Origin of the sequence: Verrucosispora sp. WMMD703, from assembly GCF_049178935.1 — a bacterium.
Taxonomy (GTDB): Bacteria; Actinomycetota; Actinomycetes; order Mycobacteriales; family Micromonosporaceae; genus Micromonospora; species Micromonospora sediminimaris.
Genome location: NZ_JBMHMM010000004.1, coordinates 142,101 through 168,438, shown reverse-complemented (window position 1 = coordinate 168,438; position 26,338 = coordinate 142,101). Strand labels below are relative to the sequence as shown.

The window sequence follows — 26,338 nt, the reverse complement described above, 5'->3', positions numbered from 1 at the left end:
CCGCTCGGTTAGGACCGGGGCGGGCGGGTAAGCCGCGACCGGCAGCGAGGGAGGGAGTTCTGATGACCGGACGGCTGGCGGGCAGGACCGCTTTGATCACCGGCTCGGACTCGGGAATCGGACAGGCCACCGCGATCGAGTTTGGCCGCGAGGGTGCCGACGTCGTGGTGCACTACCTGCACGATCACGCGGGCGCGAACCACACGAGGGCCGAGATCGAGAAGGCTGGTCGGCGGGCCGTCGTGGTCCAGGGTGACATCAGCGTCGAGCATCAGGTCGAGGCGATGTTCGACGAGGCCCTTGCGGAGTTCGACCGGCTGGACATCCTGATGAACGATGCGGGCGTGGACGCCTCCGGTATCCCGGTTGCCGACCTGGACACCGAGACCTGGGACCGGGCGATCCGGACCAACCTGTACGGGATGTTCTTCTGCTGTCGGCGCTTCATCCGGCACCGCCGCGACCAGGGCGGACACGGCAAGATAATCAACATCACCTCGGTACACCAGGAGGTGGCCCGGGCCGGCGGCTCCGACTATGACGCCAGCAAGGGCGGCATGCTCGAACTGGCCAAGAGCATCGCCCTGGAGGTCGCTCCGATGCACATGAACGTCAACAACATCGGGCCGGGCATGGTGCTCACCCCGTTCAACCAGCAAGCCATCGACGACCCGAAGTTCCTGGAGGAACAGGTGCAGTCGATCCCGTGGAAGCGGGCCGCGCAGCCGGAGGAGATCGCCAAGCTCGCCGTCTTCCTGGCCAGCGACGACGCCGACTACGTGACCGGCTCGACGTACTTCATGGACGGCGGCCTGATGCAGAACCAGGGGCAGGGCGCGTAGCCGTCACGGCCGGTTCACCACGGCCGGCGAGCTGATGAGCCAGGGGGTGATGCAGGCTGTTGAGGTGAACGCCCAGGAGCCCGCCGACGAGGTCCGAATTCCCCGGGCCCAGATCGGTTCCAGTCCGCAACATCTGCTGACCACCCTGCTCGGCGAGTATCTCGACTCCTCGGATGCCGATCTGCCGTCGACGGCGGTCATCGCGATGCTGCGTGAGTTCGGGGTGAGCGAGGCCAGTGCCCGGGCGGCGTTGTCCCGGCTGGTCAAGCGCGGTCTCATCGCGACGCGAGGCAACGCACGACCACCGGTCTATCACCTCACCTCGCAGGCGATCGCCAAGCATCGCTCCCGGATGCAGCACTTTCTGAACTTCGGTGCCCAGCCGCCACGGTGGACCGGTGAATGGGTGATGGTCTCCTTCTCGCTTCCAAGCTCCGGCCAGGCGGCTCGCCACGCAGTGCGCAGGTCGTTGAGCGCACTGCGGTTCGTGGGCCTGTACGACAGCGTGTGGATCCGGCCCGGACGCGAGGCCGGGCCGGTGCGGGAGGCGCTCAACGAACTGCTGCACTCCGTCGGGGACGCCCGGTGGTCGATCATGCACGTACGCTTCGACGAGGAGTCAGGGCCCCACGGTCCGGCCTCCGCGTACGACCTGACCGCACTCGCCGCTGCCTACACGGCTTTCATCGAGCAGTACGCGGAGCTGCGAGCAGCCGCGCGTAACGGTGAGGTGGACGCCGCCCGGGCGCTGGTCGCCCGAACCTCCGCCATGGATTCCTGGCGGAAGTTCCCGGACATCGATCCGGATCTGCCGAACCATCTGCTGCCCACGCCCTGGCCTCGCCAGCAGGCCAGAGACACGTTTCTCGACATCCATTCCGCGCTCGGGGCGCTCGCCCAGGCGCGTCTGGTCCAGGTGGCGACGCCGTACTGGCCGGACGCCGCCTCGTGGATCACACACTTCCAGGCCTCGCGCGACCCCACCCGGCCGGAGCCGACCGGTGGAAGTACGGCAGCTCACCCCCTGCGGGGCTGACGGCGACCGGGGACCGGGTGGCGAGGCCGAACATTGACACTTTTCGTTGCGGGAGTGATAGTAACTGCACACAGCTCCCATCGGATTGCCTGTGGGGACCGCGGCCGGGCGGTCCGCGCGCGCATCGACCTGACCCGTGGCCAGCGCTGGTCACCGGGGTCGGGATGCGAATGAACCACCGCCACCACCACCGCAGGGAGCGCCCGTCCCGACATCCGCTGGAGGGTGCATGAGCAGGAGATCGAAGATCTACGCCGGCCTGGTGGCCGCGATCGTCCCGGCCACCGCCGTGATCGTGGCGCTGGGCGCGTCACCGGCCGGTGCCGCGGTCGGTGGTTCCGGTCCCTATCCCGCCGATTACGAGACCTCGGCCAGCCTGGCCAATCACACCATCTTCCGGCCCCAGACACTGCCGGCCGAGCGCCTTCCCATCCTGGTCTGGGGCAACGGCGGTTGCTCCGCAAACGGCCTGTCGCAGGGCAACTTCCTCCGCGAGATCGCCTCCCACGGCTTCCTCGCCATCGCCAACGGCGCCCCGAACGGATCCGGCTCCACCACCTCCCAGATGCTCACCCAGTCCATCGACTGGGCCGTCGCCGAGAACTCCCGGCAGGGCAGCAAGTACTACGGCAAACTCGACACGTCCAAGGTCGCCGTGGCGGGCTTCTCCTGCGGAGGGTTGGAGGCCTACGCCGTCTCGAACGACCCGCGCGTCACCACGACCGGCATCTTCAGCAGCGGCTTGTTGAATGATGCCGACGACTACCAGCTCCGCAGACTGACCAAGCCGATCGCATACTTCATCGGCGGGCCCAGCGACATCGCCTACCCGAACGCCATTGACGACTGGGGCAAGCTGCCGGCCGGGCTGCCCGCCTTCATGGGCAACCTGAACGTCGGGCACGGCGGCACCTACGACCAGCCCAACGGAGGCGAGTTCGGCCGGGTGGCGGTGCTCTACCTCAAATGGCGGCTGAAGGGCGACACCACCGCCGGTACCAACTTCGTCGGGTCCAACTGCGGCCTGTGCCGCAGCCAGTGGAGCGTCCAGCAGAAGAACCTGACCCTCGACGGCGACCCGCCGCCCACCACTCCGCCCACGACCCCACCCACGACCCCGCCGACCACCCCGCCGACCACCCCGCCTGGCGGGACCCCCGCCTGTACCGCCGTCTACGCGGTGCAGGACCAGTGGAACGGTGGATTCGTCGCCAACGTCAACGTCACGGCTGGAAGCACCGCACTCACCGGCTGGCGGGTCACCCTCAACCTGCCGAACGGAGCGTCGGTCAGCTCGATGTGGAACGGTGTGAACAGCGGCACCAGCGGCACCATCACCGTCACGAACCAGAGTTACAACGGACGACTGGCCGCCGGTCAGACCACCAGTTTCGGATTCCAGGGCACCGGTAACGGCAGCGGTGCCACCGCCACCTGCACGGGAAGCTGAGCCCTTACAGACCAGCCACTGGGCGGGCGGTGCTCCGGCACCGCCCGCCCAGTTGCGGTTGCGGCCCATCTCGACGCGCTCGCGGCCTGATCCGTCCGAGCCACGCCGGGCACCGCCCCGGTTCGGCGCAGCCTGTCAGAGACCGCGGGCCTGCCGGGCCAGCGACCTGCCGACGAGGGCGATCGAGACCAGGGCGGCTGCGGCGAGCAGCAGCAGGTACGGGAGCGCGGACGCGAAACCGTACAGCAGCGCCTCGCGTAGCGCTGTCACTCCGTACGTCACCGGGTTGATCGCGGCCAGCCAGCGTTGCGGCGTACCCATCGCATCGATCGGGTAGAACGACGGGCTGGCGAAGAGCAGCACCGGCGCCAGGACGTTGATCAGTACGGTGAACCGCTGAAAGTCCTGTACCAGCGTGGCCAGCAGCAGGTACAGCCCGTTGAAGGCGCACGCCGCGACCAGCGCGCCACACAGCAGCGCGAACCACCTGTCGGCCGCCCAGCGTCCCTGATACAGCAGCGCGGTCACCGCGAGCGCGGAGAGTGTCTGGGCGAGCACCAGCGCCGAACCAGCCAGCAGCTTGCCGAGCACGTACTGGCCTCGGGTCAGCGGATAGGACCACAGCTCCAGCGACATGCCGCTCATCCGTTCCTGGAAGAGCGCGGTCCCGGACGTGGTCGCGGCAGCGAGCAGGGACGAGAACATCAGCGCCGGTACCGCGAAGTCGGCGTACCCGATCTGCTGTCCCCGGTAGGTGACCGTGCCGATCAGGTCGGTCAGGGAGGTGGCGAACAACGTGATGTAGACCGCTGTCGGCACGATCGCCAACAGCAGGTTGGTGCGGTTGCGGGTGAGCAGCAGGAACTCGCGGCGCAGGGTCGCGGTCAGGCCGGTGCCGTGCCAGGCGGGTGCGGCCGGCCCAGTGGTCGTGGTCATCGGTTCGACACCTCCGCGCGGGTCAGGGCCAGGAACGCGTCCTCAAGCGAGGAGCTGGTCAGCGCCACGCTCTCGATCGCCACCTGACGCTCGGTGAGCGCGGCGATCAGCGCGGGCAGCCGGCGGCGCAGGTCATCGCCGGTGAGCACGAAGAGTTCACCGCGGTACTCGGGGGCAAGCCCGGTGAGCCGGGCGCACTCGGCCACCGCCGCCCAGTCGTCCGGGGAGCCGGTACGCAGCTCGGCCGTGACCTGGCCCGCCTCGTCCTTGAGCTGCTCGGAACTGCCGTCGCGCAGGATCCTGCCGTGCTGCACGACCAGGATCCGCTCGCAGTTGCGCTCCAACTCGTCCATGTGGTGGCTGGTCCAAACCAACGTCAGGCCGTGCGTCCGGCGCAGTTCGTCGAGCAGGTCCCAGACCCGACGCCGGCCTTCCACATCGAGCCCGGCGGAAGGCTCGTCCAGCAACAGCAGCCGGGGCACCCGCAGCAGCGCGCGCACCACCTGGAGCCGGCGACGCTGGCCACCGGAGAGCGTGAAGACCAGGTCGTCGCTCTTGCCGGCGAGGTCGAACTCGTCGAGCAACGCGGCGGCGCGGGTGCGCACCCGGCGCCAGCTCAGCCCGCGGAACCCGGCGGCGATCCGCAGGTTGTCCCGCACGGTGAGCATCATGTCGAAGGGGCCGCTCTGGTGGACCACGGCGAGGTCGCGCTGCGCCGCGCCGTCGGGGGCGGCACCGTGCACAAGTATCTGACCGGAGGTGGGCGGCGAGACACCGCAGACGAGCTTCAGCAGGGTGGTCTTCCCGGCGCCGTTCGGGCCGAGCAGCCCGATCGACTGCCCGGACGGCACGCTGAAGGTCATCCGGTCCACGGCCGGCGTCGACGCGCCCGGGTAGGTCTTGGTCAGGGCGGTCGCGGTCACTGCATCCTCGGTCACCGCACCGTCCCCTCGCTGTGGCCGAGCGTCTCGGCGACGGCCCGGACCGCGTCGTCCGGGCCCACGTCGGAGAGTGGGTCACCGGCGCGCACGTGCAGGTGGACCGCGTCCGGCGGCAGCACCGGCAGGCCACCGGGGTCGTACCCGGTCCGGCTGGCACCGCTGCGCCCGAACCGGATCCCGATCACCACGGTCAACGGACCGGGAGGGGCGCTGCGGAGAGCGGTGAGCGGTCGCACGGCGGCAGCCGACACCCCGGCGATCGTGCCGGTTACCGAGCGCAACGCGGCGGCGAGTTCGGTCGGCGCGATCCGGCGCAGGCGTACGCCAGGCGGCGCGACCGCCGCCCGGTCGCCGACCACCCACACCGTCGCTTCGGCGGCGGCTGCCGACGTCGGCGCGAGCGGTGCCACCGGGTCGGGGACCCCGGTGACCCGGCCGAGCAACGCTGCCGCGGCGACCGGTGGGTCGAACAGCGGTTTGTTGTCGCCGGCCGTGATCAGGTGGTCGTCGCGTCGCTCGATCACCCGGTGCACGATGACGGTGTCCTGATGCCGGTACGCGACCACGTCGCCGGGCCGGATCTGCGGCCAGGCGGCCGGTTCGACAGTCACGACCGAGCCCGGGTCGATGGCTGGCCACATGCTCGAACCGGTCACCGGGATGCGAGCCGTCCGGCCGGCGGAAAGAGCATGTGCGATCAGGTCGGCGAACCCGGCGACGGCCGTCGTCATCGGCCCGCCTCCGCAGTCCGGCTGGGCCCGAGCATGCCCAACTGGCCCAGCTCGGTGACGAACTCCCGGACGTCCCGGTCGATCTGCCGTCGGTCGTGCTCGTCCTGCGCGTCGAACTCGGTGGCCAGGTCACGCACCACGTCGTCGATCTGAGCACCGTTGGCGAGCTTGCGCCAGATCCGCGCGGCGGTCGCGTTCAAGGTCTGGAACTCCCCGGTACCAGGGTGGTAGATACGCACCTCGTCGTCGTTGTCCACCCACACCACTTCTGGATTCACGCTGAGCACGACGAAGCCCCCGTTCGGTTGGTCAGCACCGGCAGGGCCCGGCGGTGGACCGCGTCGGCGGGATCGGTGTCGGTGCGCCAGTCGTCGTACACCGGGTGCACCGTGCCGTCCCGGATCAGCCGGGGCACCGTCATGGTGGACTCGTTCTCCAGCAGGTCGACGCCGGTAAAACCGTTCGAGCGCCAGATGTTGGTGATCATCGAGTGTCGCAGGATCCGGCAGTGGTGCCGGCTGTTGCGGGTGATCGATCCGGATTCAGCCGCGTGGTACGCGCGGCAACCGCCGCCGCACGCGGCCCGGATGTAGCAGCGCCGGCAGTCGGCCAGGTTCTCGCCCTCGAACACGGTGTTGGTGCGCAGCTGGGACAGCGCCGGATTGGCGAACACGTCGGCCAGGCGCTGCGCGCGCACGTTGCCGGCCTTGTGCAGTGGACCGGTGACCAGCTTGCACGGGTAGACATCGCCGAGCGAGTTGATGTAGATCTCGGTGCCGCCGAGCCCGCAGTTGCCCCGGATCGAGCACGGTTTGACCGCCTTGGGGCCCTCGGTGAGGATCTTCTGCGCCACCGGGTTGGTCCAGGTGAACCGCTGCACGTCGCGATGGTGCTCCCAGGCGAAATGCACCCCGTCCTCGGCGCCACGGCCGATGCCGGTGTGGTTCATCAGCCGTACGTTGCCGAACTCGATGCCGTCCAGGAACGTCATGAGCTGGTCCAGGGCGCCGATGTTGTCCGGCGACACGACGTGGTTGATGTCGGGTCTGACGCCGGCGGCGTTGAGCAGCGCGAGCGCGTTGGCGGTGCGCGCGAAGGTGCCCTTGCCCCGGGTCCGCTCGTGGACCTCCGCCACACCGCCGTCCAGGCTGACCGTGATCTTGCCAAAGGTGTCCGCCATCCGTCGGGCGGTCGCCTCGTCCGGGATGCGGGTGCCGTTGGTGATGCAGTTGACCCGCAACCCCCGTGATCGGGCGTGGTCGGCAACTGTGAAGAAGTCCGGGCGCAGCATCGGCTCGCCACCGGTCAGGATGAGCAGTTCTGCGCCCATGTCGGCGATCTGGTCGACCAGGTCGAGCGACTCGTGCGGCTCCAACTCGCCGGGCAGCTTGCGGGTGGAGGAGGCGTAACAGTACGGGCACCGCAGATTGCACCCGTCGGTGATCGCGTAATAGACCATGCGCAGCGCTGGCTCAGCCGGCCGAATCCGGGGTTGCTGCCCGGGGAGGTAGACCAGCCAGTTGAGGACCAGCGTCGCCAGCGCCCGCTCGGTCGTGGCCGGGTCGGCCGGGGACTCGACGCCGGACGCGAGCGCCCGGAGCACGTCAATTTCTCCGTCGCCGACGACCGCCCACGCGGCGATGCCGGGGTTCTCCACGAGATAGCGGTCCCGGCACTGAAAGTAAACGAGGTCGTCCGGGACGACCAGCTCTGACCACATCCCCGACAGCTGCATGACGGGATCCACCTTCCGCGTTCCGAGCGGGGGCCACGGCAGGCGTGGCCCCCGCCACCGATGTCGGGTGTTGTTAGTTGGCGTGCCCGGAACCCGCGCCGGCCAGCGCCCCGCAGGCGCAGGCGCAGCCGAGCTGCGCCGCGAACTCGGCCTTACGGATGCTGGGCTTCTCCCACTTGAGCATGTGGGCCCTCCTTTCGCTGCTGCGGCCGGGCAACGGGCCACTCCCGCGAGACGCCCCGACCACGCGCAGAGGGTTGCTCAGAGTGTCTATGCCGTTCCAGAGGGCAAAATTGACGTCTTGACAGGACAGTCGCACCGGGGAGACGGTGTCGCACGTGCGTCCCGAGATCTCGGTGTCCGTGATCGACGACGACCGGATGCTGCTGGACGGCATCAGGGCGTGGCTGGCCGAGGCCCCCGACCTGCGGCTGGTCTGCACCGCCGGGACCGTCGACGAGTTCTTCGCGGCTGAACCGGCTCCGGCCGACGTGGTCGTGCTGGATCTGCTGCTCGCGGACCGGACCGAGCCGGTCGAAAACGTGCGTCGGCTGGCCGTCCGTGATCGGCAGGTGCTGGTCGTCAGCGCTGTTCCGTACGTGACCCATGGCGTCGACGTGCTGCGGGCGGGCGCACTCGGCTACCTGACCAAGGACAACGACCTGTCCACCCTCGCCGCCGCGATCCGCGACGTCGCGCAGGGCCGGGTCGCCCATTCGCCGGAACTGGCGTACGCCTGGTCACACGATTCCCGACCCGACCGGCCGAAACTGTCACCGCAGGAACAGGCCGTCCTGGTGGCGTACGCGTCCGGTATGACGCTGACCGCGGCGGCGCGGCGCGTCGGCGTCCAGCCGGCCACCGCCCGGCGGTACCTGGACCGGGTGAAGGCGAAGTACGGCGAAGCCGGCCGACCCACCTACACGAAGCTGGACCTGGCCAACCGTGCCCGGGAGGACGACCTGATCCGGTAGCCGGTCACCCGTCCCACACCAGTTCGACGCAGGTGCCGTCGCCGGGGTCGGAGAAGACCTGAGCTGAGCCACCGACCTCGCGCATCCGCTGCTTGATCGAGCGCCGCAGCCCGGAACCGGAGGTGGCACGATCGGGTGTGAAGCCCAGCCCACGGTCGACGATCCGTACGGTCAGCGTCCGGTCGGTCCAGTCCGCGGACACCCAGGCCCGCCCGGTCCCGGCATGCCGCGCCACGTTGTTCAGGGCTTCCCGGGTCGCGTCGCCGATCCCGTCGACAATCCGGTCGGGGATGTCGTCCGGCAGTTCTCCGATGAGCAGGTGCACCCGCAGGCCGAGCGCGTCGGCTGCCTCAGCCGCCTCGGTCAGCCGGGCGCCGAGCGAGGTGGTCTGCTCCGGGCGTTCCTCGGCGATCAGGCGCCGCACATAGTCGGCATCGCGACCGCACCGGGCCCGGACCGCCTCGGTGCGATGGTCGAGACCGCCACGGGAGATCGCGGTGAGGGTGGCCAGCACCGTGTCGTGCAGGTGGCGGAACTGCCGGAGTCGTTCGGCGAACCGGGCCTGGCTGGCCGCAGCCGCGGTCTCGGCGGTGATCCGCCGGGCGGTGGCCGCGTCCACCGCGTCCGCCTGGGCGGCGAGGTAGCGGCGCATGAAATGCAGCAACAGGGCGAACCACAGGCTGGAGTTGACGTGGTTGAGGAAGCCGGACTCCAGCGGTGGCAGCCCTCCGGTGCGCAGGGCGATCGCGGCGACGGCGGCCAGCAGCAGCACCGCCAACGCGACGAGCATCCGGGACACGCTCAACACCGCACCGGCCAGAGCCGCGGTGCCGAGAGCGAATTTCGCCATCCAGTTGGCGGCGCTCAGCTCGAAGCCGTCCCGTAGGTTGGCGTTCGCCACGAAGAGCAGCACGCAGGTCACGGCGATGTCGACGAGGACGTGTCGGATGGTGAACCAGCCGCGCCGCCAGACCGCGACGGCCAGGATGGCGTTCCAGGCCACCACCACAGTCACCATCGTCAGGTTGAGCGCCGGGCTACGGTAGTGGGTGGCGCCGGTGGAGCCCAGGCTCGACGCGGCGGGCAGCAGGTAGCTGGCGCGCTGGGCGAACAACAGTACGGCGACGAACCGGAGGGCCCGGTCGAGGCCGGGCAGCGTGGCCATGGCACGAGCGTCTATCCAGCCCTGCCGGGCCTCGACGAAACGCCGCCTCAGACGGCCGACGAGCCCGCGTACGGGCGCGGCGGCAGCGTCGGGGCCGGCACCCTCCCCACGGCTCGCTGCCTCGCCGTCAAGGCGCGCGCCCGCTTCGTGGAGCGGTGTGGAGCGGCGACCGATGCTCATGCGAGAAATCCTCGATGAGCCGCAGAGGGCCTACAACGATCGACATTGTCGGGTGTCGGTCTGTCGATCGGGGTTTGACGTCAGGGCAGCCAGCCGGGCCGGACCAGACCGGCCTCGTACGCGAACACCACCAGCTGGGCGCGGTCCCGGGCGCCGAGCTTGACCATCGCCCGGGACACGTGTGTCTTGGCGGTAGCCGGACTGACCACCAGCCGCGCGGCGATCTCGTCGTTGGACAGCCCGGTGCCGACCAGAGCCACCACCTCCCGTTCCCGTTCGGTCAGCTCGGCCAGCCGCCGAGGTGCGACAGGCGTGGCGGTACCGGCGGCGAACTGCTCGATCACCCGCCGGGTCACACTCGGCGACAGCAGCCCGTCGCCGGCGGCCACCACCCGTACCCCCTGAATCAGCTCGGCCGGTTGGGTGTTCTTGACCAGGAACCCGGCGGCACCGGCGCGTAGCGCCTCTCCGACGTACTCGTCCAGCTCGAACGTGGTGAGCACGACGATCCGTACCCCGGACAGCTCCGGGTCGGCGGTGATCTGCCGGGTGGCGGCCAACCCGTCCACCCCGGGCATCCGGATGTCCATCAGGACCACGTCCGGAACGGTCTGCCGGGTCAGCCGGACCGCCTGCGCACCGTCGCCGGCCTCGGCGACGACGGTGATGTCCGGCTCCGCGTCCAGCAGCGCGCGAAAACCGGCCCGGACCAGCACCTGATCATCGACGAGCAGAACCCGGATCACGATGTCGCCTCCCGCGTCTGGTCACGCCCCAGCGGCAGGGTGGCGCGTACCCGCCAGCCGCCGCTGCCGTCCGGCGCTGGCCCGGCGGTCAGCTCACCGCCCAACGAGGCAGCTCGCTCCCGCATCCCCGTGATGCCGTTCCCCGCAGGTGCCGGCGCCGGCTGCCGCACACCGCCACCGTCGTCGTCGACCTCGACCACCAACGCATCCTGCCGATACCCGATGGTGACGGTGGCGGCGGCACCCGTACCGGCGTGCCGGCGGATATTTGTCAACCCCTCCTGCACGATCCGGTACGCGGCCCGGTCCACGGCCGCGGGCAGCGGCTGGACCGTACCGTCGATCACGGTCCGGGTCGGCAGCGCGGCGTCTCCGGTCAGCTCGGCGAGCCGGTCCAGCCCGGGCGCGGGGGCTCGCGGGGCGGCCTCGCCGGTCGGGTAGAGCGTGTTGAGCACCGCCTGCACCTCGCGCAGCGCCTCCGCGCTGGACTGCGCTATCGCGTCGAGCGCCGCCCGGGCCTGCTCCGGGTCGCGATCCATCAGATGCAGACCGACGCCGGCCCGCATGTTGATCAGCGAGAGGTGGTGACCGAGTACGTCGTGCAGTTCGGCGGCGATAAGCAGCCGCTGCTCACTGGCTCGGCGGCGTTGCCGCTCCTCGGACAGCCGGCGCTGCTCCGCGATGCCGTTCTGGACCTCGGCGGCGACCAGGATGCCGATCTCGGTGACCAGGCCGGCGCCGGCGATCAGCGCCAACGCCGTCAACGCCTGGTTCAGGGTGGCGCCACTGACCAGCACCCAGACTGCGTACGACCCGGCGGAGGCCGCCGCCACCAGCCACCGGTGGCCGGCGACCATGGCCACCGCCGCGCCGATCATCGGCGCCAGCAGACTCACCCCGACCGGCCGATTCAGCAGGTGGTACGCCAGGGTGGCGGCGACCACGATCAGGAAGTTCCGCCGTGGGAACCGGTGCCGGTCGGCCAGCGCCAGCCCACTGAACACCAGCAGCACGTACCCGACGACCCCGACGCTGGCGTGCTGCCAACCGGCGACGATCGCGGTGCCGACCGGCTGTGCGAGCGCGGTCAGCACCGCCAGGCCCGGCCCGGGCCGCGACTTCGGCCGCTCGCCGGGGAACGCCATGTCGGCAGCGGGGCTGGACCGGCTCATGCTCGCACTGTAGGCCGATCGGCGTCGACCTCGGCAGCCCCGACGGTGGCAGTGCGGCGTACTCCCCGGGGAGTAGCACGGCCCGCCCGCTGCCGCGCGGGGAGTAGCAACGGTGCCGCCGGCACACCGACGTATTGCCCGACCCGTGCCGACAGGCTCAGTGGCAGAGCATTCGACACGCGACGGCGAGGAGTTTCGATGAAGGCGATCGTGCAGCACCGGTACGGTTCACCCGACGTCCTGCGGCTGAGTGAGGTCGACGTACCGACACCCGGCGACGACGAGGTGCTGGTCCGGGTGCGGGCGAGTTCGGTCAACGCGTACGACTGGCACGCCATGCGGGGCGACCCGTACCTGTCCCGGCTGACGTTCGGGCTCCGTCGGCCCACCGCGCCGATCCGGGGCCAGGACTTCGCCGGTCGGGTCGAGGCGGTCGGCCGGGCGGTGACCCGCTTCCGGCCCGGCGACGAGGTGTACGGCGAGGCCGGCCCCGCCGGTGGCGCGTTCGCCGAGTACGTGTGCGTGGCCGAGAACCTGGTGGCGGCGAAGCCGGCGAACCTGAGCTTCGAGCAGGCGGCGGCGATCCCGTTGGCCGCCACCACCGCCCTGGTCTGCCTACGCGACGCCGCCGAACTCCGGGCCGGGCAGCACGTTCTGATCAACGGGGCGTCCGGCGGGGTGGGCACCTTCGCGGTGCAGTTGGCCAAGGCGTACGGCGCGCAGGTGACCGCGGTGTGCCGGTCCCGCAACGTCGAACTGGTCCGGTCGCTCGGTGCGGATCATGTCGTCGACTACACCAGGGAGGATTTCACCCGCACCGACGCCGTCCGCGCGGGCCGCCGCTACGAGGTGCTGCTCGATCTGGTCGGCAACCGGTCGTTGACCGACTGTCGGCGGGTGCTGACCACCGACGGGACACTGCTGCTGTCCGGCGGCGGCGTGTTCACCGGCGGCAGTGTCTTCGGGCCGATGAGCATGCTGATCCGGGGACCACTGGTAGGGCGTTTCGTCCGGCACCGCATCGTCGCGCCGTCCGCGGCGGCAGGTCGGGGGCACCTCGCGACGCTGCGGGAGTTGGCCGAGTCCGGCAGGTTGGCCCCGGTCATCGATCGGACCTACCGGCTGGACGAGGTACCCGACGCGATCCGGTATGTCGAGACCGAGCACGCCCGCGCCAAGGTCGTCATCAGCATTTTCTCGGACAACTCACGGTGATCCAGCCCTCGTTTCACCACCGATCGGTGCTTGTTGCTGCAACGATGCAAGGCGTGGGAACTGCGAAGACTACGACGCCCGCCATCTCGCCCCTCACCGGCGAGCCGATCAAACCTGCCGATGCCGAGCGCCTCGCGGGAGTGCTGAAGGCATTTGCCGACCCGGCGCGGCTGCGGCTGCTCAGCCTCATCCAGTCGTCTCCGACCGGGGAGGCGTCCGTGAGTGACCTCACCGCGCCGCTCGGGCTTTCCCAGCCGACCGTGAGTCATCACCTGCGGATTCTGACCGAGGCTGGCCTGCTGGAGCGGGACAAGCGTGGCGTCTGGGCGTACTACCGCCTGGTGCCGTCCGCGATCGCCGCGATCGCCGACCTGTTGACGCCACCCCGAAAGCGGGCGGCGAAGAAGAGCCGCTGACGGGCCGTCGAAGGCCGGCCTCCGAGCCGGCCGACCCGGCACCCGTCCTGCGGTACGTCACTGAGCCGATGGCCGTTCTCATGGCCATCGGCCCGTCGGCGTTTCCAGCCGACGACGGATGCGGTGGCCACATTGTGGGCGATCAGGGAAAACCCATCGACGTTCATCTATAGTTTACCGAACGCGTGGATCCCGTCCCATCCATCCGAGTCAGGACAGAGCCATGAAACGCATCCCGCTGAGAGCCATTCTCCCCGTCGGGCTCGCGATCGCACTGATCGCCGGCCCACTGGGGGCACCGGCCACCGCGCAGGCGACCGTACCCATCACGCTGACCGGCGCCAGCGCCACCAGCCCCAGCGCCGACGTCACCATCGCCGGACGGGCCGTGACGATCACCGCGCCGGGCACCTACGAGATCAGCGGCACCCTCAACGACGGCTATCTGAACGTCGACACCGCCGCCTCGGGTGCCGTCGAACTGATCCTCAACGGCGCCACGATCAGCAACTCCAGCAACGCGCCGTTGCAGGTCGCCGACGCCGACCAGGTCGTGATCACGCTCGCTGCCGGCACCACCAACCGACTCTCCGACGCGACCAGCTACGTCTATCCGGACCCGAACACCGACGAGCCGAACGCCGCCCTGTTCAGCAAGGCGGACCTGCGGATCACCGGAACCGGTGCGCTGACCGTGCGGGGCAACGCGTACGACGGCATCACCAGCAAGGACGGCCTGGTCATCGAGTCCGGCACGATCACGGTGAACGCGGTCGACGACGGCATCCGGGGCAAGGACTTCCTCGACATCACCGGAGGCAACCTCGACGTCACCGCCGGCGGCGACGGCATCAAGTCCGACGACACCGAGGCGGACCGGGGACGACTCGCCATCACGAACGGCACCGTGCGGGTGAACGCCGGGGACGACGCCATCAAGGGCGAGAACACCGTCGCCATCTCCGGCGGCGCCGTCACCGTCACCAACTCCTACGAGGCGATCGAGAGTCGGCAGGTCACCATCAGTGGCGGCACCGTCAACGTCACCGCCCGCGACGACGCGATCAACGCCGTCGAGGAGGGGTACGGCGACTTCGATGTGGCACCGAACGCCTTCGTCCGGTTCACCGGCGGGACCACCCTGGTCAACTCCAGCATCGACGGCATCGACTCCAACGGTTCGGTGACCTTCGCCGCCGGCACCGTCGTGGTCAGCGGACCGAGCACCGGCAGCCCCGGTGAGGGCGCGATCGACTCGAACGGCCCGGTCCACTTCAACGGCGGCACGATGCTCGGGGCGGGCTCGACCTCGATGGCGGTGCTGAGCCTGCCGCCGACGTCGGGTCAGGGTTGGGTCGCTCCCCAGTTGTCCAGCAGCCAGCCGGCCGGCACCCTGCTTCACCTGGTCTCCGCGGGGCAGGTGCTCGCCTCCTACCGCTCCCCCAAGAACTTCCGGGAGGTGGTCTTCTCCTCCAACCGGATCCAGCACGGACAGACCTACGAGGTCTACCTGGGCGGTAGCCTCTCCGGCACCACGGTCGGCGGCATGGCCACCAGTGGCGGCAGCATCGCGGGAGCCACCCGACTGATGACCGTCGTCGCCGGCCAGTACCGCGGCGGCCTGGTGGGCTGGCCCCCCGGCGGCCCGGGCTGGCCGCCGCCGACCACCCCGCCGCCCACCACCCCGCCCCCGAGCCCGACCACCCCGCCGCCGAACCCGACGACCCCGCCACCGAGCGCTGGGGGCTGTACGGCGACCTACAGCGTCGCCGGTCAGTGGCAGGGCGGATTCCAGGGTGAGGTGCGGGTCACCGCCGGCTCGTCCGCGATCAACGGTTGGCGGGTGTCCTGGACCTTCGCCAACGGCCAGACGATCAGTCAGGCGTGGAACGCGACCATCAGCGCCAGCGGTTCGGCGGTGACGGCGACAAACGTCTCCTTCAACGGGTCACTCGGCGCCGGAGCCAGTGCCACCTTCGGATTCCTCGGCAGCTGGAACGGCAGCAACAGCGTACCGACCCTGTCCTGCACCGCGAACTGATCGGTATCCACCGCCCATCAGGGGAGCCCGGCACCACCTGGTGCCGGGCTCCCCTGGCCGTGAGCTGCCAGACTGCTCGCATGCTGCCCCCGCGCTGTCACGTCTGTCACCTCGAACCAGCTCAGTCACCGCTCGGCGACGCGCGCAGCGACTTCGTGCTGGTGTACTTCGCCGACGCCGTCAACCCCCCACCCGGCTGGGTGGGGCATCCGGCAGGTGCGGTGTGGTTCTGCGGGGAGCACGCGTCGCTCGGCGAGGAGCGGGAGCATCTGGGCAGCGACACTGCACTGCGCGACATCGACGCCGTGCTCGGCCGGCTGCCCGGACGACTGTCGAAGACCGACCGTCAGTGAACCCCCGGCGTCGGTAAGGGCCGGGGAAGCTCTGTACGGCAGGTGTTCGCCTGAACGATGACCCAGCTTTGTGGCATCGTCCAGTAGAGACATGTTCATGTTTGCCTATGAGTGGACACCACCCCCATCACTGTCATCACGACCACCGACCCGCCGACGAGGTGCCGTACGGTCAGGTCAACGTCCCGCCGATGCTTGGCCGACGGGCGCTGCTGGCCGGCACCGGCGGCGCGCTGATGCTGGCCGCGCTGCCGGCCTCGGCCCAGGCGGCCAGCACGACGATGGCCAGCGCCCCGACCGCTACCACGGCGGCGGGCGCCGCTCGGACCTCCCTGGTCAGCCAGGGCACGATGCTGGTCCACGCCGACATGCACAACCACACCGTCGTGTCGGACGGTGACGGCAGCCCCGAGGCCGCGTTCGCCTCGATGCGCGAGGCCGGTCTGGATGTCGCCGCGCTCACCGACCACGCCACGCTCTTCGCCATCGAGGGGATCAGCTCGTCCGAGTGGCGGACCACCGGCGACCTCGCCAACGCCGCGAACGACCCGGGCCAGTTCACCGCGATCCGTGGATTCGAGTGGTCCCATCCGTTGCAGGGTCACATGAACGTGTGGAACACCTCTGACTTCGCCGACCTGTGGCGGGCCGGCAGCACCGGCAGCCTGTACCGCTGGCTGACGGGTCGGCCGGGCGGGCTGGCCAGCTTCAACCACCCCGGCCGTGAGCTGGGCCGGTTCGACAACTTCTCGTTCAACGCCTCGGCCCGTGACCAACTGGTGGGGTTGGAGATGTTCAACCGTACCGACGACTACCTGTTCGAAGGCTGGTCGTCCGGGATGACGTCGCCGCTGGTGGCCTGCCTAAACGCCGGGTGGCGGCCCGGCCTCACCGGCGTCACCGACGAACACGGCACCACCTGGGGTTTCCACGAAGGCAAGGGGCGCAGCGGCCTGTGGGTCACCGAGAACACCCGGGCCGCGGTGTTCGAGGCGATGGCGGCCCGCCGATCCTTCGCCACCCGCGTCTCCGGCCTGCGGGTGGACGCCACTGCCAACGACGTACGCATGGGTGGCGTGCTGAACGTGACCTCCGGCGACGTGCGGTTCCTGTTGGACCTCGACCGTGGGCCGGTCTGGGACGGCAAGCCGCTGCGGATCCAGGTCCTGCGGCCCGGCACCTCCGCGCCGACCGTCGTCGATGTCATCGACACGGTCAACGGTCGGGTCACCGACTTCACGGTGCCGCTCAACGTCGCCGACGGCGACTGGGTGGTGCTCCGCGTCTCCGATCCGTCGCTGCCCAACGGCACACCCGGGCCGGCCGGTCACCCGTGCAACGACTTCGGAGTGGCGTACACCAGCCCGTGGTGGCTACGCCCCTGAGCGCGAGCGTCCCGTCCCGGCGGGGCCCGGGTCACCAGTGGTGGGCCGACGACGGGAGTCGCCGGCCCACCACATCGCGTGTCAGCGGACTCGTAGCTGCTGGTGGACTCCAGCGGCGGGCGCGTAGTTCCGGTCACCGGAGTAGGCGACGTGGACCGGGTACACACCTGCCGACAACCCGGTGGTCGGCAGCTTCACCACGGCCTTGCCGCCGGCCAGCGGCACCACGTGGGTGCCGCCACCGAAGGTGACAGTGATTTCGCCAGTCACCTTCGGCGCCTTCTTGTGCCGGGTCTGTGCCCGCACGTCGACGTGCAGCTTGAAGATGCCACCACTGGCGATCGACGCCGGCGTGGCCTTCGCCTTGACCACTGTCCGCGCCGTGCCCACGGTGTCGACTTCCGACCAGAGGTGGTCACGGGCGAAGATCGTGAACAGTTGGCTCGCCGTCATGCCGTCGTGCGCACCGGGGACCTGGGTCGTCCTGGCGGCGTATCCCCGAGCCCGGAAGTTGTCCGCGATGGCGTTCTGGGCGTTGAGGTTGCCCTCGAAGACACCGTTGCCGAGGAACACGAAGAGGTCGTCGTCCCCGACCGCGGCGGCGACGTTGTCGTAGTCCTGAGCGGACAGCGACGGGTTACCGGAGAAGTGCCCGTAGTAGGCGAACGTGGTCGGGTAGCCCCTGATGACGTGGGCGCCCGTCATGCCGCCGTAGGAGAACCCGGCGTAGGCGCGACCTTCCCGCTCGGTCGAGACGTTGTACTTCTCCTCGATGAGCGGAAGGATCGTCTGGACCAGGTTGTTGGCGGCGTTCGTCTGGTTGTAGGAACCGAAGCCGAGGCTGGTGCCGGTGAAGTGGTTCCCCATGGTGACCACCACGGTGGGCTCGATCTCGCCCTTGGCCGTCATGTTGTCCAGGATGTTGGGGACGTTCGCCGGGACCATGAAGTCGGTCTCGTCACCGAAGATGCCGTGGGCGAGGTACGCCACCTTGTACGGCTCGGCCCGCTTCGGGTCGTAGTTGGCGGGCAGGTAGACACCGAGGTAGTGGCCGCTGTCGCCGAGAATCGTGGTGTAGGGGATGTAGTTGACGGTGCCACGCTTCTTGCGGTTCGCGATCGGGAGTTCGTACTCCGCACGCGCCTTCAGCACCGGGTCGTTCTGCTTCTTGGCGTACGGCACGTACACCGCATCGAGGACGTCGTTGTTCCTGACCCGGAACGACGACTCACCCGGAGGGCGAGGGTTCGTCGAGGCGGGATCCCAGATGCGCTTGTTCTCCCAGCCCTGGGTGGGATCCCAGACCCGGTACCAGTAGCTGATCCCACCAGCGTGCAACGGCAGCGAGACCGACCAGTATCCCTTCGAGTCCCTGGTCATGTCCCGGAGGAACTCGGTGCCTCCGGCGTGGTACCGCCCTGGTTGCCACTCTTCAGGCTGGTACCGGGTGTTGCCGGTATCGAGGTCGAGCAGCGTCAGGTCACCGGCCAGGCGAACCTGCGTCGCATTCGGGTTGTGGTAGACGAACGTGACGGTGTACCCGGTCGGTGAACCGTGGTCCGGCTTGACGGTCGCGCCCTCGACAACCGGGCGCTTCCCGGCGACGGCCGCTGGTGCGGAGAGGGTGGCGCTGGCACCAGCGCCAAGCGACATGATCGCGAGTAACGAGATCGCACGGCTGAGCCGGCGTCTTCCGATCGCTTTCCTCATCTGGGACTACTCCTCTGTGGTCTCTCGCAGCCTCATGGGGATCTACAGCCTTTTTCGGACATTGGCGACCGAGGGACTTCCCGCCTCGCCTCCCGCCGAGTGCGGGGCGCGGCCGGGCGCTTGTTCCGGCCCGATGTGGACGACCCGTGCTGGGTACGGCGTAAAGCTAAATCGAATTAGCTTCGGTAGTGTGGCCGGGCTCACCTTCGGGTGTCAAGGGTGTTGCCGCGGTGTTAAGTGATCGGTCGCTCCTGGTCACGGCCCGACCGGGGTGGTGCGGCGGCTCGAACCGCACCCACCTGACCGCGTCACCTGATCACCGAGCCGGCATGGGCGACCGCTACCAACCATGAATCTGGTGGTGACGGTCGGTGGCCCGCAGCCCCGGCAATGATCAGGTCGGCGTGGCGTCGGGCACACAGCAACGACTCAGCATCCCTGCCTACGCTGGCCGGCATGTCCAGCGACGGTGAGCCTCCCAGTCCTGACCAGCCCGAAGGCCGAGAGGGGTTCTGCTGGTGACTGAGTGGCTACTGTTGGCCGTCGCGGTTTTGCTGATCGCGGCCAACGCGCTGTTCGTGGCTGCGGAGTTCGCCTTCGTGACGGTCGACCGGGCCACCGTCGAGCGCGGAGCGGAGGCTGGCGACCGCCGGGCCGTCGGCCTGCTCAAGGGGCTACGGACGTTGTCCACCCAGCTTTCCGGGGCGCAGTTGGGCATTACCGTCACCAGTCTGGTGGTCGGCTTCCTGGCCGAACCGTCCCTGGCCACGCTGCTGCGTGGCCCACTCGGGATGGCAGGTCTGTCCGATTCTGCGGTCACCGCTCTGTCGGTGACCCTGGCGTTGGCACTGGCGACCGGCTTCCAGATGGTCTTCGGTGAACTCGTCCCGAAGAACTGGGCGATCGCCGAACCGTTACGTGTCGGCCGTGCCGTGGCGGGAGCACAGCGTGGCTTCACGACCGCCGCCGGGCCGCTGATCCGGTTCCTCAACGGCACGGCCAACCGAATTCTGCGCCTGGTGGGCATCGAACCGACCGAGGAGCTGGCCTCGGCGCGCTCTCCGCAGGAACTCGCGTCGCTGGTCACCCGGTCCGGCCGGGAGGGCACGCTCGATGCGCGGACCGCGGAACTCGTCGCGCGTTCGATCGATTTCGGCGAGCGCACTGCGGCCGATGTCATGACCCCGCGCAACCGGGTTCAGTTCGTCCCCGCCGACGCGCCCGCAGGGGATGTACTGCGCCTCGCTGCCGACAGTGGTCACGCCCGATTCCCGGTCACCGGTGCCGGCGTGGACGACGTCGTCGGCGTGGTGCATTTCAAGCACGCCCTGGCGGTACCCGCCGAACAGCGGCAGACCCGGCCGGTCCGGGCGATCATGGCGGACCTTCCCGAGGTGCCCGAGACCATGCCGCTCGACCCGCTGCTGGCGGTACTGCGAGGGCACGGGTTGCAGGTGGCGGTCGTCGTCGACGAGTACGGGGGCACCGCCGGTGTCGTCACCCTGGAGGATCTCGTCGAGGAGATCGTCGGTGAGATCGCGGACGAGCAGGACGCTCCCCACCGCCGCCACCACCGGGCCGCCGACGGCACCTGGACGCTCTCCGGTCTGCTGCGTCCCGACGAGGCGTCCCGACTGATCGGCCTCGATCTACCGGAGGCGCGGGACACCGACACCCTCGGCGGGCTGGTGACCGAGCGTCTCGGCCGCTTCCCGCAGGTCGGCGACACCATCACCGTGCCCGTGGCCGACCGGAACCACCCCGACGCCGACGGGCTGCCCACCTCCGCTTCTGCGGAACTTGCGGTCATCCGGCTCGACGGCCGCCGGGTCGACCGACTCACCCTGCGTCCTTCCGCCGTCCACCAGCCCAGCGAGGGAACCCGGTCATGAGTGACGTCACCGCGATTTTGCTGGCCGTGGTGCTGCTGGCCGGCAACGCCTTCTTCGTCGGGGCGGAGTTCGCCCTGATCTCCGCCCGTCGTACGCAGATCGAACCTCGTGCGGCGGCTGGCTCCTCCATCGCCCGCGTGACGCTGCGGGCGATGGAGAACGTCTCCCTGATGATGGCCGGTGCGCAACTCGGCATCACGGTCTGCTCTCTCGGCCTCGGCGCGATCGGTGAACCCGCCGTGGCGCACCTGCTGGAGAAGCCTTTCGCCGCCGTTGGAGTGCCCGAGGCGCTGCTGCACCCGATCGCGTTCACCATCGCCCTGGCCGTCGTCGTGTTTCTGCACATGGTGCTCGGTGAAATGGTGCCCAAGAACATCGCTCTCGCCGGTCCGGAACGCTCCGCGCTGATCCTGGGGCCGGTGCTCTACGGCATCGTCAACGTTCTCCGCCCGCTGATCTGGCTGCTGAACCAGATCGCCAACGCGGTTCTGCGGCTGCTCCGGGTCACGCCGAGAGATGAGGTCGCCTCCAGCTTCACCAACGAGGAGATCGCCGGTTTCATCGCCCAGTCCCGGCAGGAGGGACTGATCGACCAGCACGAGCACGACCTGCTCACCGGCGCGCTGGCCTTCAACGACCAGGCCGCCGCTACCGTGGCGCTTCCGCTGGCAGCCTTGGTCACCCTGCCTCAGGACACCACCGTGGCGGAACTGGAACGCCAGTGCGCGATAACCGGATACTCTCGGTTTCCGCTTACCGATCCGGAGGGCAGGCTCACCGGGTACGTCCACGTCAAGGACATCCTCGGGCTGCCGGCGGAACAGCATGACGAGCCGCTCGACCCGGAACTGATCCGTCCGCTCGTCACCCTGGACGCCGCACGACCGTTGCGCGACGCGCTCACCGTCATGCAACACCGGGGCGCCCACCTCGCCACCGTCGTCGACTCGACCGGCCAACTCCTCGGCCTGGCCGCCCTGGAGGACGTGGTGGAGAAGCTCGTCGGCGAGGTACGCGACGCGACCCAGCGCACCACCGACCCCGCGTTGGCCCACTGACAAAGGGCGCCAGTGGAGGCGCGGCACGACCGGTCCCGATGACCGCGCCAATTGTTGATCGTTGTATGCCGCCTCTCCCTGCACGTTCCGGGGCGGGAGTCGTGCTGATCAGGACGGCGACTCCGGCGATATTTGAACAACGGATATCAATAGACGATCATTGATATCTTGTCCGATTGGTGTGATACTCGCTGGAAGCGCTCCCAAACCCGTCCCGGTGAGCGCGTCAGAAATGGAGGATGCATCGTGCGTTCACACCATCCCCACCAATCAGGCCGGCAATCCCGGCCCGCCGTCCGGGCGCTGCTCCTGGCACTCACAGTGGTGGCCGCCATGCTGCCCTGGACGGGTGCCGCCCAGGCCCACGGCACTGTGATCAACCCGGCGACCCGCGCCTACCAGTGTTGGCAGAACTGGGGCCACCGGCACATGGATCCGGCGCTGCAGACGCAGGACCCCATGTGTTACCGGGCGTTCCAGGCCAACCCCGACACCATGTGGAACTGGATGAGTCAGCTGCGGGACGGCCTCGGCGGGCAGTACCAGGCCCGTACGCCCGACGGACAGCTCTGCAGCAACGCGCTCTCCAGGAACGACGCGCTGAACCAGCCGGGAGCCTGGAAGGCGACCACCGTCAGCCGCAACTTCACGCTCCAGTTCTACGACCAGGCCAGCCACGGCGCTGACTTCTTCCGGGTCTACCTCACCCGGCAAGGGTTCAATCCGAACACGCAGCGCGTCGGTTGGGGCAACATCGATCTGATCACGCAGACCGGGCGTTACGCGCCGACGCAGAACATCTCGTTCAACGTCTCGACGTCCGGACGCTCGGGACAGCACGTCCTCTTCGTGATCTGGAAGGCGTCGCACATGGACCAGACCTACATGTGGTGCAGCGACATCAACATCGTCTGATCCACCCGATCGCCAGGCGCAGCTCGGCTCCGGCCCGGACGGACGGGTCGGAGCCGAGGCCTGTCGGAGCTGGTGGTATGGCCTGTCCGGTTCTCCGGTGAGGTCCTCGTACGCTGCACCACCGGCCGGCAGCGGGGTAGCCTCGGGCGGGTGCGGATCATCGCGTTCCTGGCCATCTCCGTCGTCGTGCTGATCGCCGTCCTGCTGGTTTCCGTGGTTCTGACGGGCGGTGCGCGACGCCGACGCCATGCCGCGCAGATGTCCGCCCGCTGGGCGGTGCGCCACTACGCCATACCGGGGCGTGGGCACACAGTCGTCGGTGTCACCCTGACCGACGCGGACGGGCGGGTGCACGGCGAGCACGTGGTCGCCCGCATTCCGGACGATGCCCAGGACTGGCAGCGCGACTTCGTCGCCGCCCGTCAGGAGGCCGAGGAGCGCGCATTCCACCTCAACATCGACCGTCCACCGATCGAGGGCTGACGCCGGCTGTGCGGCGAAACCATGCGTTGACCGACCGGCTACCGTCCCTCGTCGCGTACGTCGACGAGGGTGCTGCCGTCACCGAGCTGGTCGCGGGTGATGATGCTCAGGCTGCCGTCCGTCTCCAGCACGACAGCGGCAAGGTCGTGGAGGTCACCCGCGCCCTGGCTGCGGGCGGCCTGCCGGATCTCACTCTCCGCCACCCGGGTGGACCGCAAGGTCTCGCTTCGTAACTGCCCGTCCCGGAGCAGCATGGTGGGCCGGGCCTTGAGCACCTTCTGCGACGGTGGCCAGCGTACGGCGAGCAGCGCGACCGCGTACTGCAACGCCACCAGCAGGATCAGGGCGAGGATTCCCTCCACCAGCGACACGTCCCGCGACAGCAGGATGGTCGCCAGCGTCGAGCCCAACGCGACCGTGACCACGAAGTCGAAGGCGTTCAGCTTGGACAGGGTCCGCTTGCCGGAAACCCGCAGGATCACCACGAGCGCCGGATAGATGATCGCCGCGACCACGAGCAGGCGTACCAGGTCGGCGGTGTTCAGGTCATTCACCGAGGTGGCGGAGCCGATTGCTGACGTCGTGCACTCCCGGTGTACGCCAGGCGAGGGCATGGGCCTCGGCACTCATCTCGGCCGTGCTCACCGTGCCGTCGAGCACCACCACCCGGTTCTGCACCTCGATGCAGATTCGCTCCTGACGCAGGCGTGAGTCCTGCTGCATGCTCGCGAGCAGCTGACAGGCCAGTCGGGTGTCTTCGCTTGTGGGCTCGGCGTAGAACAGCGGCGGCAGGTCGTGGGGAAAGAACCAGGGGTGGGTCATGGCTGACTCCTTCAGGGGATTCGTCTACTACGACTGCCCTACCCGGCGGCCACGGCGGACAACACGACGAACCCATGACGGTCTCTGCCCGTGGCTGTGACGGTCGGCGGAGATCGGCAGCTCGACGTTTGCGGCAGTGGATTTCGGGTACCGGTCCGCGTGGTCGACGTACCTGTGAACGGGCGGCACCGGTCAGGCGGTCGTGGCCACGACCGCCGACATCCGAGCGGGCCGTCAGTGCCCGTCCCCGCCAGGCCGGCGCAGCGATGAGCCGGCCCACCGACGAGCAGGCACCGGAGGACGCGGTACTGAACGGTGTCGCCCGCCGGCTCGACAAGCCGATGGGTGCCCTTGGCGTGCTCTTCGTGCTGGTCGTCCTCGGGCAGGCGCTCGCCGGACATCCCACGCTGTCCACGGCCCTGACCGTGCTGGGCTGGGTGCTGTGGGCGGTGTTCGTGGGGGAGTTCGCCCTGCGCGCCTGGCTGGCCCGCCATGACGCCCGCCGGTTCTGGCGACGCAACTGGTGGCAGCTCATCTTCCTGGCCGTGCCGTTCCTCCGGTTCGCCCGGGCCGCCTCCGCCCTGCGTGCGGCCCGAGCCGGCGGCGTCATCACCGCCGCCGTCCGCGGCTCGCGCTCCGCCGGTAGGTTGCTGACCGACCGGATCGCATGGCTGGCGATCATCACCGCGACGGTCGTCCTCAGCGTCGGCCAACTGCTGGTCGTCACCGGCACCTACCGGTCGTACGGACCGGCGCTGCACGATGTCGCCATGACCACCATCACTGGTGAACCACTCGGCGTCGACGATCCGCTCGCCCAGGTCGTCGAACTGGTACTCGCGATCTACTCGGTGGTCGTGTTCGGCACGCTTGCGGGGGCGTTCGGCGCCTTCTTCCTGAGTGCCGACCGGGAGCGCAAGGCCGCGGCGACGTGAGCCGGCCCCGTACAGCCGCGGCCCGACTCGCCGAGATACGGCAGAGTTTCTGGCTCATCCCGGCGCTCTTCGCGGCGAGTGCTGTGGTGGTGGCCATCGGGCTGTCGGTGCTGGAGCTGCGGCTGCGGCTGCCGGTCGAGACCATCCTGCCGAGCGGGCCCGCCGGGGCCCGGTCCCTGCTGTCGTCGATCATCACGGCGATGATCTCGTTCACTGCGCTGGTCTTCTCCATCACGGTCGTCGCGCTGCAACTGGCCAGCAGCCAGTACTCCCCGCGGGTGCTGCGCACGTTCCTGCAGGATCGGGTCATCCAGTCGACGCTCGGAACGTTCGTGGCGACTTTTCTGTTCGCGATGGTGGTGCTGGCGGCGCTGCCGGCCCGCGACAGCGAGCGGCTGCCCGAACTCTCGCTCGCCGTGTCGATGTCGCTCGTGCTGGCCAGCACCGCCATGTTCATCTACTACCTGCACCACATCACCACGGTGATGCGGGTGTCGCACATCATCGTCGCCATCGGCGCGCAGACCCGACGCACGATCGATCAGCACGTGCCGGACCGCGAGGAGCCGGCCGAGGTCCCGGGCGAGGTGGTGCAGGTCGTGCCGGCCGCAGCGGCGGGCCTGGTCACCAGCGTCGACCTCGCTCTGCTCGCCCGGCTGGCCCGCGAGCACGACTGCGCGATCACAGTCGTACCGGCGCCGGGAGACTTCGTGGTCACCGAAGCACCGCTGCTGCGCTGCCACCGGCTGCCCAGCGGTGAGCCGCGCCCACTGCCCGTCGAACGCGTCGCCCACTCGGTCACCATCGACGTCGAGCGCACACCGGGCCAGGACGTGGGATTCGGTCTCCGCCAGTTGGCGGACATCGCCACCCGTGCGCTCTCTCCCGCCTCGAACGACGTCACCACCGCGGTTCGCGCCGTCCAGGAGGCACACGAACTGCTCCGTCGGCTGGCGACCCGGCCCGATCCGGTGGGGATCGTGCGGGACGACGACGGCACGGTGCGGGTGCTGGCGAAGCGTCCCACCTACGACACCTACCTGGCGATGATCATTGACGAGCTGCGGAACGCCGCTGCCGGGGAACCACGGATCAACCGGCTGCTCGACGCCGTCGTCGCCGACCTCGACTCGGTGGCACTCCCTGCCCACCGGCCGGCGATCCGGCGGCGGTTGCCGACGAGATGACGGCGGGACCCTTGAGCC

General features: G+C 69.4%; 27 protein-coding genes. 15 read left to right on the top strand and 12 right to left on the bottom strand.

Features of this window, described 5'->3' with window-relative positions:
* The first annotated feature begins 62 nt into the window (after positions 1 to 62).
* The 3 genes from ACN26Z_RS01275 (at position 63) to ACN26Z_RS01265 (ending at position 3,328) form a co-directional block, all read left to right on the top strand.
* On the top strand, positions 63 to 842 hold the full coding sequence (locus ACN26Z_RS01275) for an SDR family oxidoreductase (protein WP_282236464.1): 780 nt from the start codon (positions 63 to 65) through the stop codon (positions 840 to 842).
* 64 nt (positions 843 to 906) lie between these two features.
* Entirely contained in the window at positions 907 to 1,878 is a 972-nt protein-coding gene (locus ACN26Z_RS01270; protein WP_421459628.1) for a PaaX family transcriptional regulator C-terminal domain-containing protein, read from the top strand.
* A 229-nt stretch (positions 1,879 to 2,107) separates the two neighbouring features.
* Positions 2,108 to 3,328, top strand: a complete 1,221-nt coding sequence (locus ACN26Z_RS01265) for a cellulose binding domain-containing protein (protein WP_421459627.1) — start codon at positions 2,108 to 2,110, stop codon at positions 3,326 to 3,328.
* Positions 3,329 to 3,463: 135 nt separating this feature from the next.
* Here the strand turns inward: ACN26Z_RS01265 and ACN26Z_RS01260 are convergent, their stop codons facing one another.
* The 6 genes from ACN26Z_RS01260 to stsA all read right to left on the bottom strand — a co-directional run bounded on the left by ACN26Z_RS01260 (position 3,464) and on the right by stsA (position 7,855).
* The gene (locus tag ACN26Z_RS01260; RefSeq protein ID WP_421459626.1) at positions 3,464 to 4,264 is read right to left on the bottom strand and encodes an ABC transporter permease; all 801 of its coding nucleotides are present in this window, start codon (positions 4,262 to 4,264) and stop codon (positions 3,464 to 3,466) included.
* On the bottom strand, positions 4,261 to 5,202 hold the full coding sequence (locus tag ACN26Z_RS01255) for an ABC transporter ATP-binding protein (RefSeq protein ID WP_421459625.1): 942 nt from the start codon (positions 5,200 to 5,202) through the stop codon (positions 4,261 to 4,263). The genes ACN26Z_RS01260 and ACN26Z_RS01255 overlap by 4 nt, the downstream gene beginning before the upstream one ends.
* A complete protein-coding gene (locus tag ACN26Z_RS01250) occupies positions 5,199 to 5,936 on the bottom strand; it encodes a signal peptidase I (RefSeq protein ID WP_421459624.1) in 738 nt (245 codons plus the stop codon). Before ACN26Z_RS01250 ends, ACN26Z_RS01255 begins: the two co-directional genes overlap by 4 nt.
* Positions 5,933 to 6,214 (bottom strand): PqqD family protein, encoded by a 282-nt coding sequence (locus ACN26Z_RS01245; protein WP_282236470.1) that lies wholly within the window; start codon positions 6,212 to 6,214, stop codon positions 5,933 to 5,935. The genes ACN26Z_RS01250 and ACN26Z_RS01245 overlap by 4 nt, the downstream gene beginning before the upstream one ends.
* Entirely contained in the window at positions 6,211 to 7,671 is a 1,461-nt protein-coding gene (gene stsB, locus ACN26Z_RS01240; protein ID WP_421459623.1) for a StsB family radical SAM/SPASM domain sactipeptide maturase, read from the bottom strand. Before stsB ends, ACN26Z_RS01245 begins: the two co-directional genes overlap by 4 nt.
* 73 nt (positions 7,672 to 7,744) lie before the next feature.
* The gene (stsA, locus tag ACN26Z_RS01235) at positions 7,745 to 7,855 is read right to left on the bottom strand and encodes a StsA family sactipeptide RiPP (protein WP_348774953.1); all 111 of its coding nucleotides are present in this window, start codon (positions 7,853 to 7,855) and stop codon (positions 7,745 to 7,747) included.
* 154 nt (positions 7,856 to 8,009) lie between these two features.
* Between stsA and ACN26Z_RS01230 the strand changes: the two genes are divergently transcribed.
* Positions 8,010 to 8,645: a DNA-binding response regulator gene (locus ACN26Z_RS01230; RefSeq protein ID WP_282236472.1), complete on the top strand. Its 636-nt coding sequence runs from the start codon at positions 8,010 to 8,012 to the stop codon at positions 8,643 to 8,645.
* A gap of 4 nt (positions 8,646 to 8,649) precedes the next feature.
* On the opposite strand, the gene ACN26Z_RS01225 is transcribed toward ACN26Z_RS01230, so the two are convergent.
* From ACN26Z_RS01225 to ACN26Z_RS01215, 3 genes are all read right to left on the bottom strand, one after another.
* Positions 8,650 to 9,990 (bottom strand): sensor histidine kinase, encoded by a 1,341-nt coding sequence (locus ACN26Z_RS01225; RefSeq protein ID WP_421459622.1) that lies wholly within the window; start codon positions 9,988 to 9,990, stop codon positions 8,650 to 8,652.
* Positions 9,991 to 10,070: 80 nt separating this feature from the next.
* A complete protein-coding gene (locus ACN26Z_RS01220; protein WP_282236474.1) occupies positions 10,071 to 10,736 on the bottom strand; it encodes a response regulator in 666 nt (221 codons plus the stop codon).
* Positions 10,733 to 11,908: a sensor histidine kinase gene (locus ACN26Z_RS01215; RefSeq protein ID WP_421459621.1), complete on the bottom strand. Its 1,176-nt coding sequence runs from the start codon at positions 11,906 to 11,908 to the stop codon at positions 10,733 to 10,735. Before ACN26Z_RS01215 ends, ACN26Z_RS01220 begins: the two co-directional genes overlap by 4 nt.
* Positions 11,909 to 12,106: 198 nt before the next feature.
* Between ACN26Z_RS01215 and ACN26Z_RS01210 the strand changes: the two genes are divergently transcribed.
* The 5 genes from ACN26Z_RS01210 (at position 12,107) to ACN26Z_RS01190 (ending at position 17,318) form a co-directional block, all read left to right on the top strand.
* The gene (locus tag ACN26Z_RS01210) at positions 12,107 to 13,123 is read left to right on the top strand and encodes an NAD(P)-dependent alcohol dehydrogenase (RefSeq protein WP_282236476.1); all 1,017 of its coding nucleotides are present in this window, start codon (positions 12,107 to 12,109) and stop codon (positions 13,121 to 13,123) included.
* 44 nt (positions 13,124 to 13,167) lie between these two features.
* Positions 13,168 to 13,539, top strand: a complete 372-nt coding sequence (locus ACN26Z_RS01205; protein ID WP_093411352.1) for an ArsR/SmtB family transcription factor — start codon at positions 13,168 to 13,170, stop codon at positions 13,537 to 13,539.
* A gap of 223 nt (positions 13,540 to 13,762) precedes the next feature.
* Positions 13,763 to 15,580, top strand: coding sequence for a carbohydrate-binding domain-containing protein (locus tag ACN26Z_RS01200; RefSeq protein ID WP_421459620.1), 1,818 nt, complete (start codon positions 13,763 to 13,765; stop codon positions 15,578 to 15,580).
* Between the two features lie 80 nt (positions 15,581 to 15,660).
* The gene (locus ACN26Z_RS01195; RefSeq protein WP_282236477.1) at positions 15,661 to 15,933 is read left to right on the top strand and encodes a hypothetical protein; all 273 of its coding nucleotides are present in this window, start codon (positions 15,661 to 15,663) and stop codon (positions 15,931 to 15,933) included.
* A 191-nt stretch (positions 15,934 to 16,124) separates the two neighbouring features.
* Positions 16,125 to 17,318 (top strand): CehA/McbA family metallohydrolase, encoded by a 1,194-nt coding sequence (locus ACN26Z_RS01190; RefSeq protein ID WP_421459619.1) that lies wholly within the window; start codon positions 16,125 to 16,127, stop codon positions 17,316 to 17,318.
* An 81-nt stretch (positions 17,319 to 17,399) separates the two neighbouring features.
* On the opposite strand, the gene ACN26Z_RS01185 is transcribed toward ACN26Z_RS01190, so the two are convergent.
* Positions 17,400 to 19,028: an alpha/beta hydrolase-fold protein gene (locus tag ACN26Z_RS01185; protein WP_282236479.1), complete on the bottom strand. Its 1,629-nt coding sequence runs from the start codon at positions 19,026 to 19,028 to the stop codon at positions 17,400 to 17,402.
* Between the two features lie 518 nt (positions 19,029 to 19,546).
* Here ACN26Z_RS01185 and ACN26Z_RS01180 point away from each other — a divergent pair.
* From ACN26Z_RS01180 to ACN26Z_RS01165, 4 genes are all read left to right on the top strand, one after another.
* Positions 19,547 to 20,920 (top strand): hemolysin family protein, encoded by a 1,374-nt coding sequence (locus ACN26Z_RS01180; protein ID WP_421459618.1) that lies wholly within the window; start codon positions 19,547 to 19,549, stop codon positions 20,918 to 20,920.
* Positions 20,917 to 21,978: a hemolysin family protein gene (locus tag ACN26Z_RS01175; RefSeq protein WP_421459617.1), complete on the top strand. Its 1,062-nt coding sequence runs from the start codon at positions 20,917 to 20,919 to the stop codon at positions 21,976 to 21,978. Before ACN26Z_RS01180 ends, ACN26Z_RS01175 begins: the two co-directional genes overlap by 4 nt.
* Positions 21,979 to 22,311: 333 nt before the next feature.
* On the top strand, positions 22,312 to 22,893 hold the full coding sequence (locus tag ACN26Z_RS01170) for a lytic polysaccharide monooxygenase auxiliary activity family 9 protein (protein WP_093411412.1): 582 nt from the start codon (positions 22,312 to 22,314) through the stop codon (positions 22,891 to 22,893).
* Between the two features lie 150 nt (positions 22,894 to 23,043).
* The gene (locus tag ACN26Z_RS01165) at positions 23,044 to 23,376 is read left to right on the top strand and encodes a hypothetical protein (RefSeq protein ID WP_093411342.1); all 333 of its coding nucleotides are present in this window, start codon (positions 23,044 to 23,046) and stop codon (positions 23,374 to 23,376) included.
* Positions 23,377 to 23,414: 38 nt separating this feature from the next.
* Here the strand turns inward: ACN26Z_RS01165 and ACN26Z_RS01160 are convergent, their stop codons facing one another.
* Positions 23,415 to 23,930 (bottom strand): DUF421 domain-containing protein, encoded by a 516-nt coding sequence (locus ACN26Z_RS01160; protein ID WP_282236481.1) that lies wholly within the window; start codon positions 23,928 to 23,930, stop codon positions 23,415 to 23,417.
* The gene (locus tag ACN26Z_RS01155; RefSeq protein ID WP_093411338.1) at positions 23,923 to 24,198 is read right to left on the bottom strand and encodes a BON domain-containing protein; all 276 of its coding nucleotides are present in this window, start codon (positions 24,196 to 24,198) and stop codon (positions 23,923 to 23,925) included. Before ACN26Z_RS01155 ends, ACN26Z_RS01160 begins: the two co-directional genes overlap by 8 nt.
* A gap of 266 nt (positions 24,199 to 24,464) precedes the next feature.
* Here ACN26Z_RS01155 and ACN26Z_RS01150 point away from each other — a divergent pair, with 266 nt between their 5' ends.
* Positions 24,465 to 25,133, top strand: a complete 669-nt coding sequence (locus ACN26Z_RS01150; protein WP_282236482.1) for a hypothetical protein — start codon at positions 24,465 to 24,467, stop codon at positions 25,131 to 25,133.
* On the top strand, positions 25,130 to 26,320 hold the full coding sequence (locus tag ACN26Z_RS01145) for a DUF2254 domain-containing protein (RefSeq protein ID WP_421459616.1): 1,191 nt from the start codon (positions 25,130 to 25,132) through the stop codon (positions 26,318 to 26,320). The genes ACN26Z_RS01150 and ACN26Z_RS01145 overlap by 4 nt, the downstream gene beginning before the upstream one ends.
* Positions 26,321 to 26,338: the final 18 nt, after the last annotated feature.

Bases quoted from the DNA above. Each gene is read 5' to 3' on its own strand.
- ACN26Z_RS01275 (WP_282236464.1), top strand. From the start codon at position 63: ATGACCGGACGGCTGGCGGGCAGGACCGCTTTGATCACCGGCTCGGAC.
- ACN26Z_RS01265 (WP_421459627.1), top strand. From the start codon at position 2,108: ATGAGCAGGAGATCGAAGATCTACGCCGGCCTGGTGGCCGCGATCGTC.
- ACN26Z_RS01260 (WP_421459626.1), bottom strand. From the start codon at position 4,264: ATGACCACGACCACTGGGCCGGCCGCACCCGCCTGGCACGGCACCGGC.
- ACN26Z_RS01250 (WP_421459624.1), bottom strand. From the start codon at position 5,936: ATGACGACGGCCGTCGCCGGGTTCGCCGACCTGATCGCACATGCTCTT.
- stsB (WP_421459623.1), bottom strand. From the start codon at position 7,671: ATGCAGCTGTCGGGGATGTGGTCAGAGCTGGTCGTCCCGGACGACCTC.
- stsA (WP_348774953.1), bottom strand. From the start codon at position 7,855: ATGCTCAAGTGGGAGAAGCCCAGCATCCGTAAGGCCGAGTTCGCGGCG.
- ACN26Z_RS01225 (WP_421459622.1), bottom strand. From the start codon at position 9,990: ATGAGCATCGGTCGCCGCTCCACACCGCTCCACGAAGCGGGCGCGCGC.
- ACN26Z_RS01215 (WP_421459621.1), bottom strand. From the start codon at position 11,908: ATGAGCCGGTCCAGCCCCGCTGCCGACATGGCGTTCCCCGGCGAGCGG.
- ACN26Z_RS01210 (WP_282236476.1), top strand. From the start codon at position 12,107: ATGAAGGCGATCGTGCAGCACCGGTACGGTTCACCCGACGTCCTGCGG.
- ACN26Z_RS01205 (WP_093411352.1), top strand. From the start codon at position 13,168: ATGCAAGGCGTGGGAACTGCGAAGACTACGACGCCCGCCATCTCGCCC.
- ACN26Z_RS01200 (WP_421459620.1), top strand. From the start codon at position 13,763: ATGAAACGCATCCCGCTGAGAGCCATTCTCCCCGTCGGGCTCGCGATC.
- ACN26Z_RS01195 (WP_282236477.1), top strand. From the start codon at position 15,661: ATGCTGCCCCCGCGCTGTCACGTCTGTCACCTCGAACCAGCTCAGTCA.
- ACN26Z_RS01190 (WP_421459619.1), top strand. From the start codon at position 16,125: ATGCTTGGCCGACGGGCGCTGCTGGCCGGCACCGGCGGCGCGCTGATG.
- ACN26Z_RS01185 (WP_282236479.1), bottom strand. From the start codon at position 19,028: ATGAGGAAAGCGATCGGAAGACGCCGGCTCAGCCGTGCGATCTCGTTA.
- ACN26Z_RS01175 (WP_421459617.1), top strand. From the start codon at position 20,917: ATGAGTGACGTCACCGCGATTTTGCTGGCCGTGGTGCTGCTGGCCGGC.
- ACN26Z_RS01170 (WP_093411412.1), top strand. From the start codon at position 22,312: ATGCTGCCCTGGACGGGTGCCGCCCAGGCCCACGGCACTGTGATCAAC.
- ACN26Z_RS01155 (WP_093411338.1), bottom strand. From the start codon at position 24,198: ATGACCCACCCCTGGTTCTTTCCCCACGACCTGCCGCCGCTGTTCTAC.
- ACN26Z_RS01150 (WP_282236482.1), top strand. From the start codon at position 24,465: ATGAGCCGGCCCACCGACGAGCAGGCACCGGAGGACGCGGTACTGAAC.